This window comes from Bacillus sp. 1021, from assembly GCF_014534735.1.
Taxonomy (GTDB): domain Bacteria; phylum Bacillota; class Bacilli; order Bacillales; family Bacillaceae; genus Bacillus; species Bacillus siamensis.
Genome location: NZ_JACVSR010000001.1, coordinates 345,165 through 355,502, shown reverse-complemented (window position 1 = coordinate 355,502; position 10,338 = coordinate 345,165). Strand labels below are relative to the sequence as shown.

Annotated in this window: 14 protein-coding genes; all 14 read right to left on the bottom strand. The window is 47.2% G+C overall.

Features of this window, described 5'->3' with window-relative positions:
• Positions 1-10 precede the first annotated feature (10 nt).
• Positions 11-457, bottom strand: a complete 447-nt coding sequence (locus tag ICW23_RS01995; RefSeq protein ID WP_003154836.1) for a phage tail assembly chaperone — start codon at positions 455-457, stop codon at positions 11-13.
• A 75-nt stretch (positions 458-532) separates the two neighbouring features.
• Positions 533-976: a phage tail tube protein gene (locus ICW23_RS01990; protein WP_003154837.1), complete on the bottom strand. Its 444-nt coding sequence runs from the start codon at positions 974-976 to the stop codon at positions 533-535.
• Between the two features lies 1 nt (position 977).
• Complete coding sequence (locus ICW23_RS01985; RefSeq protein WP_016936444.1) at positions 978-2,375, bottom strand: phage tail sheath family protein; 1,398 nt, start codon at positions 2,373-2,375, stop codon at positions 978-980.
• The gene (locus tag ICW23_RS01980; RefSeq protein WP_016936445.1) at positions 2,375-2,584 is read right to left on the bottom strand and encodes a YqzN/YkzM domain-containing protein; all 210 of its coding nucleotides are present in this window, start codon (positions 2,582-2,584) and stop codon (positions 2,375-2,377) included. Before ICW23_RS01980 ends, ICW23_RS01985 begins: the two co-directional genes overlap by 1 nt.
• A complete protein-coding gene (locus ICW23_RS01975; protein WP_016936446.1) occupies positions 2,581-3,027 on the bottom strand; it encodes a hypothetical protein in 447 nt (148 codons plus the stop codon). The genes ICW23_RS01980 and ICW23_RS01975 overlap by 4 nt, the downstream gene beginning before the upstream one ends.
• Positions 3,024-3,527: an HK97 gp10 family phage protein gene (locus ICW23_RS01970; RefSeq protein ID WP_188153949.1), complete on the bottom strand. Its 504-nt coding sequence runs from the start codon at positions 3,525-3,527 to the stop codon at positions 3,024-3,026. Before ICW23_RS01970 ends, ICW23_RS01975 begins: the two co-directional genes overlap by 4 nt.
• A complete protein-coding gene (locus tag ICW23_RS01965; RefSeq protein ID WP_016936448.1) occupies positions 3,524-3,880 on the bottom strand; it encodes a DUF3599 family protein in 357 nt (118 codons plus the stop codon). Before ICW23_RS01965 ends, ICW23_RS01970 begins: the two co-directional genes overlap by 4 nt.
• Positions 3,877-4,260 carry a protein YqbG gene (gene yqbG, locus ICW23_RS01960; RefSeq protein ID WP_188153948.1) on the bottom strand — a complete coding sequence of 128 codons (384 nt, stop codon included), beginning with the start codon at positions 4,258-4,260 and terminating at the stop codon, positions 3,877-3,879. The genes ICW23_RS01965 and yqbG overlap by 4 nt, the downstream gene beginning before the upstream one ends.
• A gap of 16 nt (positions 4,261-4,276) precedes the next feature.
• Positions 4,277-5,212 (bottom strand): phage major capsid protein, encoded by a 936-nt coding sequence (locus ICW23_RS01955; protein ID WP_007407274.1) that lies wholly within the window; start codon positions 5,210-5,212, stop codon positions 4,277-4,279.
• Between the two features lie 25 nt (positions 5,213-5,237).
• Positions 5,238-6,080 carry an XkdF-like putative serine protease domain-containing protein gene (locus tag ICW23_RS01950; RefSeq protein ID WP_045925725.1) on the bottom strand — a complete coding sequence of 281 codons (843 nt, stop codon included), beginning with the start codon at positions 6,078-6,080 and terminating at the stop codon, positions 5,238-5,240.
• A gap of 19 nt (positions 6,081-6,099) precedes the next feature.
• Positions 6,100-7,491 (bottom strand): phage portal protein, encoded by a 1,392-nt coding sequence (locus tag ICW23_RS01945; protein ID WP_156133002.1) that lies wholly within the window; start codon positions 7,489-7,491, stop codon positions 6,100-6,102.
• Positions 7,492-7,539: 48 nt separating this feature from the next.
• Complete coding sequence (locus tag ICW23_RS01940; RefSeq protein WP_016936452.1) at positions 7,540-8,838, bottom strand: PBSX family phage terminase large subunit; 1,299 nt, start codon at positions 8,836-8,838, stop codon at positions 7,540-7,542.
• The gene (locus tag ICW23_RS01935) at positions 8,835-9,632 is read right to left on the bottom strand and encodes a terminase small subunit (RefSeq protein ID WP_016936453.1); all 798 of its coding nucleotides are present in this window, start codon (positions 9,630-9,632) and stop codon (positions 8,835-8,837) included. The genes ICW23_RS01940 and ICW23_RS01935 overlap by 4 nt, the downstream gene beginning before the upstream one ends.
• A gap of 116 nt (positions 9,633-9,748) precedes the next feature.
• Positions 9,749-10,258 carry a sigma-70 family RNA polymerase sigma factor gene (locus tag ICW23_RS01930; protein ID WP_016936454.1) on the bottom strand — a complete coding sequence of 170 codons (510 nt, stop codon included), beginning with the start codon at positions 10,256-10,258 and terminating at the stop codon, positions 9,749-9,751.
• Positions 10,259-10,338: the final 80 nt, after the last annotated feature.

Here is a 10,338-nt window from a genome sequence, read left to right as displayed (position 1 = left end):
CCATCTTTTATCAGTTTTTTGCTTCTTGCTCCAGATCTTCTAATTCATCTTCAAAACCATTGATCTCAATCGCTTTATTCAGCCAATTTGCATATTCGCCGCCGACTGAAAGAACACGTTTTGCGACTTCGACCGGATCTGCCGTTTTGTAGGCATCACGGAGCTCCTTAGACCGGAAATCAGGGTAAATCGTAGATTCAACTGCGATCCGCGCATAAAAACGCTGGCTGTCTAAGTCTTTTACGCGGCCTCTGCCTTTTACATTTTTATAAGTCGTGCTTTCCTTTTCCAGTTCATCAATGCGTTCCGTCGTAATGGCTTTAAAAATAAAAGGCACGATGTTTCCTTTTTTATCGACAAAACGCTTTGAAAGCGGAACGCGGATCTCCTCAGCTTCGACTGTTTTACCCGGCATAAAGAATGACAGATCATATACTTGTTCGTTTTTTTCGCTCATGATGAAAACTCCCTTACTCTTTTTTTTATAAAAAACAGGCCTGTACAAGGCCTGTTTCATTCATACTGATTTTGATTAAAACGTTTCAGAAAGCTTTTCCGGCACATCGAAATCTTCAAAGGTAAACGGCACTTCTTCTTCAAGCGCCTCTGAGTCTACGTCCAGTCCAGCGATTTTTGCAGAATCAAAGTTGACGTCATACAGGGTGACGCGTTCTGTTCCGCGGCCTGATGATTTGTCGTCAAGAACGGCTTGCAGCGTAAAATACGGGTCGCTGCCTTTTTTCACGTAATCCATCATAAGCACGGCGAATTTGGATGTAACTTTATAGAACGTCGCCGTGCCCGTTCCGTTGGCGCCAGTCGTTTTATGCCCCGTCATGCGGCGTCCCATGATGTTTACTTCTGATTTGTTTTTTTCTACGTTTGCTTCAAAGGTTTTAATATGCGCCATCTCTTCTCCATCGAGAAATAAACGGCCTTCTTTTCCTGAAATTGTGTTTTGCGCTTTTAATGCCATCTTAGTTTACCTCCACATTAAAGTAGAATTTTTCTGCTGCATCCACAGGCTGCACGGCGAGATCAATTAAAAAGCCGTCGCGGTCTTCATTAAGGCCGATTGTAATGTCTTTATCTGAATCAAAGTTAGCGATGCCGCCCGCATCCTGAAGCGTTGTCAAATATTGAATAATCATCGTTTTGACGAATTGAAGGCCGTCGTTTGTCGCTGGAAGATCGCTTCCGGTGCCTTTTTTCGATTTAATTAAGGCTTTCAGTTCACGTGTCAAATCGTTATTCACCGCATCAAGCACACGGACGATTTTATTTTTCGCGAACTTTTTGTTTTTCTCTGCTGTAAATGTCACCAATGAGTTGATATCTTTTTCTACGCTGACTGACTTATCACGGGCGTCATAAGAGAAAAGGAATTCACCTTTGGAAAGGCGTTCGATTACTTCATCATGAGTCAGGCGATGCAGCACATCAACCGCGCCTTCGTATTCAACGAAAGTTAAGGATTGGTTAAATGCAGCGGCGGCACTTGCACCTGCCACCCACGCGGTCGCATCTTCAGCTTTAATTTCGGTTCCGTCTTCAAGCAGGACGCCCTCAGTCACATTGATGATACCTTCGTAATCTCCGTTGTAATGGGCAGTCACCCCTTGCACTTTCTGTCCCTGCGCATCGCGAAGGCGTTTAATGAATGCGGCAAATGTCGCTTTCAGCTGATCGTTATCCGCGACAGGAAGAGCGATGACATCGAAATTCTCCGTTTCAGCCGCAGCTAAAAAATCCGTATAGTCTGAGTTGACCGGCGCTTTATCAGTTCCTCCCGCAAGACGGATGCCTGCCTGAGGATTTAACGTTTCTCCGGACTCTTCGTCAGTGCCTGTCAGCGGGATGGAAGCCGACAGCTCGCCCGTTCCCGTGAATGTGACATAGCCGTTCGCTTTTAACTCCTCGGCCTTTTTCACCGTTTGTTTGTCAACTTCCGCTTCATCCATGTATGTGGTCACATCGAAAGCAGTCTGGTCAAGGACGTTCTCACTGATGCGGATGATGATGTCATTTCCTTTTGAACCGCCGTACAAAGCGGTTGCTTTTACACCTTGCGAAAGATCGGCGCTCGCTCTGATTCCCTCTGTCAGACGGTACATCAAAACGGTTTTTGCTTTCTTTTTCGCCTCGCGCAGCAGAATCAGTGACGGATCTTCAATGCTGAGCCCTACTTTTTTATTCAAATCTTCAATGCTTGAAATAGAGACGAATGTTTTCGCTTCCCCCCAGTTAGATGCGACGGGAAGGGCGACAATCCCCCGTTCACCGATTGTGACCCGCTCCTGGGCAGTTGTCTTAAAGTTAAAATAGATCCCGGCACGTTCTTTTTCTTTTCCTTGCGTAAATGTTCCGCCGTTCATTATTGCATGACCTCCTTGGTTAAAAATGCTTGAATGTAAGTCTGGGCTTGCGCTTTTGTCATTTGTTTCTGCTTCACGCCGAATAAAGCCCCCTGGAGAATCTCAGGTTTTACGCCGAAAAGCTCCTTCGCGTGCTTTGTTAAATCTGCCGTGTCAAAAAGAACCGCTCTTTCTGCCGTTGCGGCATTTTTCTTTTTATGTTCTTTCACTTTTGTTTCACCCCGCTGTTAATGTCCACATCCCGCAGTGCGGGAGATGTTTGTTTCTGATAGTAGTAGCGGCTCGTCCAGCGGATGGTGATCACTGCCTCGCCTTTGTCTCCGACTCTTGTTTCGATACGGCTGATGCGGACGAAATCACCCGTATCCTCTCCTGATTCCGTAAGCAGCGGAATGATCTGTCTTGATTCTCTCACCGCATCAGCGATCCGGTCGGCTGCAGAGAGCGCCTGCACCGAGTCAGCATGAAACAGCTTCACATTCAGACTGTATGTCTTCTTAAAGGTAGAGACTGTGTCATTCTCGTCAAAAACATACGGGGGCGGGATGTAAAGGGACGGCACCTGAAATTGTTCAGGCAGTTCATTTTCATATACGGGCACGCCGCACTGCTGATACAAAAAAGCGGCGATTGAACCGGTCTCGCGATTCATCCGTTATCTCCCCCTAACGTGTTGAGCCACTGATTGAAGCGCTTGTCCAGCGAACCGGCGAAGATGGTTTCATACATAAGAAGGGCTTTGTCCCAAAACCCATTCCCGCTGATCCACTGTTTTTTGAGCGCCATTCCGGTTGAAGCTGACGGATCATAGATGAACCGGGAGCCTTGAAAATACCCGGGCACCCATCTGACATTTTCATCTGAGACGGTCCAATGTCCGTCATTTATGAATGAGGCATACTCTACATTGGTGCCGATTTCAAGGGTCAGTCCCCCGTTTTCAATGATCCATACATGATCCTGCGCTCCTTTTCGGAAGGAAGACAGCAGGTTTTCTGTATCAATCCCTCCCGAATGCATAAGCTCCTCCCGTACCAGGTCGAGAAAATCCTCCCCTGATTGTTCCAGCCATCGGCCAGCCTGACGGGCAAATTCTCCGGATGATGCCTTTTGCAGCGACCGATTCCATTTTTCCAGGCTCTTTATGCTCATAGTCTGTCATCTCTCACAGCGATGGCCTCCCAATGGTGCTGTCTTGCTTTCTTCGGCATTTCCAGAATATACGCCTGTCCTTCCCAAATGATTTTGTCATTAACACGCACTGCAGCCTCTTTCGGAAAATGAACGAGAAACCGCTGATATACTTTATGATCAGGCGCAAGCTGAATAAGCCGCTGCTGTTTTTCAACAAACAGGCACGGCACGTCTTCAGCGTCGGGAACGTCCGGATAAGTAAAAACAGGCTGGAGCTTTTCAGCGGGAATGCCGAAGCGCCCGGCCTTCGGAACTGACACCGTCTCATGATAAATATCGCATCTGTCAGTGAGCAGCCGTTCATAGCTCATAACGGTCTCACCTTAGCACTTATAGAAACCGGGGAATAGCCCGGCGCGATATATTCACAGAGCAGATGGTATACCGCCGGTTTTCGGATTCCGCCTTCCCCCGACACTGTATAGGAATAGTCGCCTATCTTTTCAGATTGATAGGCGGAAGCGGCGGCTTCATTCTGATTGATCAGCGCAAAATATTGAGAAAGCTTTAATAACGCAAGCTTAACCTTCTCGGGAAGCGGTGAGTAAACAGGATCAGTGAACGAGTGCCCCGCCATTCTGGCCGCTTCCGCTTCCGCCTCCAGAATGTCCTGTATAAGCAGCGTCTCCGGCCTGTTTTTGACTTCATCATAAACTGAATATGAGACAACGTCAGACGGCTGAATTAACATAACTGCCACCCCCGGCTTATTCTTTAACGTTTACGATTTTGGCGCTTGCATCTTCTTCTTCAAATTTGCTGTCAAGTTTAGCCGTCAGTACGATAATAAATTTTCGGCTGCGGATATCTTTATCTACTTCGATTCTGATATTCCGTGAAAAACCGAGAATGATATTTTTCGGGTGAGTCAAAATGATGTCAGACGCATCGTACTGGGAATCACCTTCCCCGACTGAGTACGGCTGCAGATTGGAAACCCCTTTGACCGGAACGCCGAATGCTGAGGATAAACCGCCCTGCACCGCAAGATCCCCCAGATTGGTCTGACGGTCAGCCACACGGTCTTTCCATTCAATCTCCATGCCTTGAGACGTGTAGAATCTGAATTCCTGAGGCAGGCGTAAATATTTTGCCGGAATGGCTTTTAAACCTTTTTTAAATGTAGCTCTGGACAGTTCTTCCCCATTTCCGTCGATGACGTGAGACACAGTCTGTTTACGGATTCCGTCAAGCTGTGCCAAATACGGATCAGAAGAAGATGTATCGCCGTTTACGACAAGCTCTTCAATATCAACTGCCGCCCGCTCCGCTAAAATCTGCATGATTGTCTGCTGCAGACCGTCTTTTTCAATGTTGTTTTCAAGCGTGTCATAGGTGATGTTAATTTCCGCAATGACTTCTTTCGTATTCAGCTGCACCGTACTTGTTGCCGGGACGGTCAGCTGATCGTCCGTTAAGGCTTTTCCTTCCTCAGCAGCACGCAGAATACGCTGGCCGAAACCGATTTTTTCAAATTTCTGCGAGTCGTTTTCCATTTGAATCACACGTGATTCGCTGAAAATGGTCGGCGTGTTCTGCACCATGCGGATAAATGCTGAAGCTTGTGCGGGATTCATTAAACCGCCGCTTTTTAAAGCGGAAAGTGACATTTCCGCCTTTCTGATGATATCTTGATTTCTCACTAACAGTTCCTCCTTCTGAGTGGGCTTAAAGCAGTCCGCTCCAAATGGATTTTTTAACAGGTTCTTGGCCGCCCGTCTCTTCTTCCGGCTGCTTTGAAGCGCCTCTTGCTTTTTCAAGCGCTTCGATGCGTTTAATAATCGGCGCCAGCATGTCCTCGACAAGCGTTTTCAGTTTTTCTTCATCAGACTGTGCAGGCGCCCCGTCTTTGTCTTCCGTATTTTGCTCCATACTGTCAAGCCGCTTTAAGAGCGGGTGCAGCGCGTGTTCAATCGATTCTCTTAAATCATCTTTTCTCATCTTGTTCAAGTCCTCTCCCTTGCGGTATCTTGATTTGCGGTCACGGTCGAGAAATTGCTTGACCGCGCCGATTAATCCGGCTTGCTTTTCCGCCGGCTCCTCGTAAACATCAGCGGTTCCCGCCATGCTGTAGCCTGTAATGACACCTGCTTTAATCTGATCCCATACTTCATCGGAGGCTTTGGTGACAAGCACCCAAGATCCTTTCCGGATCACAGCATTCCCGATTTCAAAGTCATCCGGGGCGACGTACGACTCCACCACCTCGCCGGTTCCGCCTTCAAAATTATGATTTGTATCAATGTTGCGGGCGTCCGCCAAAAAACCGTGAGCGGCCTTTTCAATCTCTTCGGCCGTCATATAATCGCCATGGGCATCCGGGACATCCGGCTCGTAAACGATGCCGTAGACAAGCTTCTGCTCATCGGGTTCGCTTTTTGTAAACACCTGCACCTTTTTTTCAAATGACGGAAGGCCGGCTGCTTTTGTGAAAAAAAATTCCGTTTGGTTCGCCGCTTTATCGACATAGCTCACAAAACTGATGACAGCATTTCTTAATTCTCTCGGCACGAGATGTTTTCACCCCCTTTCAGGATTGCTCTTTTTTCCCTTTCAGCACCGGCCGGCTGTAGTACTCTTCCGGCCATTCCTCAAGCGTTTTGCCGAGCACTCTTCCGGCCAGATCACGGAGATCATTAGGAGAAACGGCACCGGCGGAGATAAATGGTGTAAGCACCTTCGCAATTTCAAGCGGATCGCGAAAATCAGGCCCTTTTAATGTGAGCTGTACATCGTGAAGCCCCAGTTCAGGCAAAAATAACGTATTGAGCTTATTAATCAGCGTTTTCCGCTCCGGCTGAAACACCTGCTCCTCCGTGATTTTGCGTGCCGTATCGGCTGTGGCTTTGTTGTATTCCTGCGCCTCGCCCGTATAAAGCGGCGGGAGACGAAACGCGGAGCGGAGTTTATTTCTGCTTTTGTCGTCATATTCAAGAAACAGCGCATCCTCCTGCAGAATTTCCGCAAGTGATTTAATTTCCACAGACACAGGCGTAATGTCTTCGCCTCCGTGAAGGTCTTTTTCCTTCGCAATGCCTTCCGCCTCAATCAGCAGAAATTTGTGGGCGTTTTCCACCCCTTCAAGGTCATTCATATAATCGTGAAGCTCTTTGTACGATGCTTCTGACAGCATGCCGTTTTCAACCGTAATGGCGGCCGGCACGTGACGGCCCTGTTTGAAATACATAAAATTCAGTTCTTCCGCTTTCCGGGCGCCGTACAGATTGACGATATTGCCGACCCAGCGCGGAATACCGTACGTTCCGCTTCCGATTTTCAAGTGAACGGCTTCATTTGCCCTGAACTTTTCAGGCAGGGTTTTTACGTATTCGCCGGTTCTCATGTCCATCATGCGGGGATCGCCGTATTCCTTGAAAAACACTTTCCGTCCGTTCAGCATCTGAACATATTTACGGAACCGTTTTTGCCTTTTAATCGTTTTGGATGCGCCGTTTTCTTCATAGGAAAACGTGACCTCAACAGGATCAGTCACACCGCATACCCGCATATGCTTTACATCCAGATATTCAATCCCCGCCGGTTTTCCCAGCCCGTCCCGGAGCACCTCGAGAAAACCGTTGCCTGTTTTTTCACGGTCTTCTATCGCATATCCAAGGATCGTCTCAGCTGATTCATCAAAATGAAGACATTTGTAAAAGCTCTCCAGCTTCATCCAGTTTTTTTCGGCCCGCGCCTTTTTGCCCGGGGAGCAATCTGAACTATTTACGTCAAAGGTATATTCCACATCGAATCCAAAACCCGTAATATTGACCCGGTATGCGTCGATGCACTGCTGAAGAATGGTCGAGTATTCAGCGATCGTTTTCAGCTCGATCAGATTATAGGGCGGTGAAATGATATCTTCTCCGTACAGATCGGCAAATTGATCTTCGTGCATCTGCCTTGCCTGCGGCGCGGCCATTTTTGATTTAATGACGGTGGCTCTAACGTTTTGATTGTTGGGCAACGTTTACCTCCTCCTTTCCCGATTCGGACGCATCCGTTTTTGCGATGACTCTTTCAGATCCGCCGCGTCATAATCATCCAGCGCGTACCAAATGGCTGAAAGTGTGTGGGGATCAATTGAAAACTCATCTTCCGACAGAGCGCCGTTTTTGTTTTTCGCATATGTTAAGTTCTGCAATTCGCGGATCGTATTTTCACAGCTGTCTGAGCAATAGATGTGTCTGAACCGTTTCAGCTTTTTCGTATACTGGAGCCTTGAGCCGGGAAATTTTTTGGCCGCGACCATGCAAAAGCCCTGCCTGCGGAAATATTGGATGCTTTTCGGCTCGGCCGAATCCGCTTTGATCAGCTCTTTTTGATCCGCCAATTCCTGAAGCTCTTCAGCTGTCTGGTCATCGGTCATTTTGTTTTTGTAATACTCCCAGAAAATATAAAGCTCTTTTTGATCGGGATCGACGGCAAGCCGGATGACCGCATTGTATGACTCTTCAAAACCGAAATCCATGCCCGTCCGAAACAGAGGGCGCCTGATGGCGGCAATCCTCTCTGTTACTTCGTTGTGCTCCAGGACCTGAAATTGCGGAAATACACGGATGCCGTTCACGCCGAACTGTCCTTTGCGGGCGATCCGGTACAAATCGGGATCGTATTGCCGTAAGCTGTCCAGCTGCTTAATATAGCTTTTCGGCAAAAACAGATTGTCGCACGCTGTGGAATGATGGTAATACGTATCTCCCTTAACGACGGTGCCTTTTTCATACAGCATCTGATCATCTAAAACGAACCGTTTTTTTTGCTCATCACGAAAAAAATGCCGGTACGTCCAATTGGAAGTGCCGACGGGATTTGTGGTGCATATCATATGAAGCGAAAGCTCGGGATGGCGCAGACGGCCGATCAGCTCCTTAAAGCCTTCATATTTCACTTCTGAGCATTCTTCAATCCAAATCAGAGAAATATGATGAATGGATTTCAATTTGGCCGGGTTGTCCATCCCCTTAAACATAATCCGGCTTCCGTTTGAAAATCTCAGCTGCATCGGTGAAGACACGGCCTTTACGGCATGTCCCAGCTTAAGCTCTTCGATAATGTCCTCAAACAAGGCAAAGGTAGAATCTCTGTGCGTATCGAAAACTTCCCGCACCACAAGCGCCGTCCGCTTTTCACGAAGCAGCTTCAAGATGATTTTCAGCGCGGTATGATAGCTTTTTGACGACCCATAGCCTCCGACGAGAAATTGGTACGTTTCATTCCAATTGAATAAATAATCTTCAAAGCGCGGGTTGACCGCTTTTTCAATCATGGCCGTTCCTCTTTCCGCGTAATGACAATGTCAATCGGCTTTTGGCTGTCTTCTGATTTTTCCAGCTTCTGCTGCGCCAGCTTTAATTTTTCATTTTCAATTTTTTGTTTAAATTGATCTGGGAAAAGGTCAAAGTACAAAGACAGCTTTTCAAGAGCTTTCATTTTGTCGGCAAGCTTGATTGCAATGCCTTCTTTCCCGAGTTTTGCCTCCGTAACGATCGTTCCGTCCAGCAGATTCGAATCTTTAACGTCAACGTAGCTGATCTCCTGCATAATCGGATTATCATTTTCGTCAAAGAGCGGCCCTGATTTTCCGAAGGCCTGAACCTCTTTTTTTCCGAAGGTTACATAATCGGTAATGTCGGCAAAAGCGATTTTCACATAGACTTGAAGAACGTCCATCGCTTCGACAAACACTTTATTGACCATTTCCTTTTTCATGCGGCTGATTTCTTTGGCGACTTTTTCGTTTTTTAACAGCCTGCTTCCCGTGACATGCGCGCTTTCCGGTGAATACCCGGCTTTTATCGCAGATTGGGTGGCGTTAAAGCTTTTCACATAATAAAGACAAAACAGCCGCTGCCGTTCGTTTAACTCATCACTTTCGGCCGGGGCGATTTTTCCGCCGCTTTCCGCGTTCTTATCGAGCGCCTCGTCCCAGCGCCCTTCTTTTTTCCATCTGCCGATCGTTCTTGCGGATACGCCTGATTTGCCGGCAAGGGCGCGATTTGTGATGCGGCCTTTATGAGACTGATAGATTGTAAATGCCTGTTCTCTTTTTGCGTTTTTCATGCTACGGCATCACCGCCACCTCCGACATGGATGTCTATAATAAAAAGCGGCTTCTTTCGGGCCGCTTTTTTGTAATTTGTCTGTTCACTTCTAAGTGGCAAACGTATGACAACATTTTAAGCAGGCGACTGATTTCTTTGTTCCTGCTGTTTTTGAATTTTTAGAAGCGCCCGTTTGACCGTCGTCTGTACGGTTGATTTTTTTACATTCAGCAATGCGGCGATCCGTTCATACGAAAAGCATTCCGCTTTGTGGAGCAGCAGTATTTCTTTTTCTCTTTCCGTTAAAACGGCTAATGCTTCCCGCAGTCTGATTCTGTCTTCTTCAGTCACATTCCCGGAAGGTTCGAACATCAGCGCCTGTGAATAGGTATCTATGATTCTAGGATCTTTAATCAGCATCCTTTGATAAGCGTCTCTGCGGTCTATTGCTCTTCTTATGCCGGGCTGCCGGCCTTTTTCAAGCCATTCGGTGACATATTCCAAATCTGTAATGATCGTTCTGATGATTTTTTTATCTTTCAGTTCTTCTGAAGTCAGAGCCGCTTCGTCAGCTTCCCCCAGCTGCTTGTACCATTTTTTCGTCTCTTTCAGCGTGCGTTTATATTCAAATAGTAAGTCTTCCATCATAGATCCTCCTCTTTTTCGGACAAAAAAAGGACACCAACCAATGCGCAGCATATGCGCGATTGATCAGTGTCCGCAGG

Excerpts from the sequence above, each read along its gene's own strand:
- ICW23_RS01935 (WP_016936453.1), bottom strand. The coding sequence starts at position 9,632 with ATGAAAAACGCAAAAAGAGAACAGGCATTTACAATCTATCAGTCTCAT.
- ICW23_RS01945 (WP_156133002.1), bottom strand. The coding sequence starts at position 7,491 with ATGGCCGCGCCGCAGGCAAGGCAGATGCACGAAGATCAATTTGCCGAT.
- ICW23_RS01965 (WP_016936448.1), bottom strand. The coding sequence starts at position 3,880 with ATGAGCTATGAACGGCTGCTCACTGACAGATGCGATATTTATCATGAG.
- ICW23_RS01970 (WP_188153949.1), bottom strand. The coding sequence starts at position 3,527 with ATGAGCATAAAGAGCCTGGAAAAATGGAATCGGTCGCTGCAAAAGGCA.
- ICW23_RS01930 (WP_016936454.1), bottom strand. The coding sequence starts at position 10,258 with ATGGAAGACTTACTATTTGAATATAAACGCACGCTGAAAGAGACGAAA.
- ICW23_RS01990 (WP_003154837.1), bottom strand. The coding sequence starts at position 976 with ATGGCATTAAAAGCGCAAAACACAATTTCAGGAAAAGAAGGCCGTTTA.
- ICW23_RS01985 (WP_016936444.1), bottom strand. The coding sequence starts at position 2,375 with ATGAACGGCGGAACATTTACGCAAGGAAAAGAAAAAGAACGTGCCGGG.
- yqbG (WP_188153948.1), bottom strand. The coding sequence starts at position 4,260 with ATGTTAATTCAGCCGTCTGACGTTGTCTCATATTCAGTTTATGATGAA.
- ICW23_RS01975 (WP_016936446.1), bottom strand. The coding sequence starts at position 3,027 with ATGAATCGCGAGACCGGTTCAATCGCCGCTTTTTTGTATCAGCAGTGC.
- ICW23_RS01940 (WP_016936452.1), bottom strand. The coding sequence starts at position 8,838 with ATGATTGAAAAAGCGGTCAACCCGCGCTTTGAAGATTATTTATTCAAT.
- ICW23_RS01995 (WP_003154836.1), bottom strand. The coding sequence starts at position 457 with ATGAGCGAAAAAAACGAACAAGTATATGATCTGTCATTCTTTATGCCG.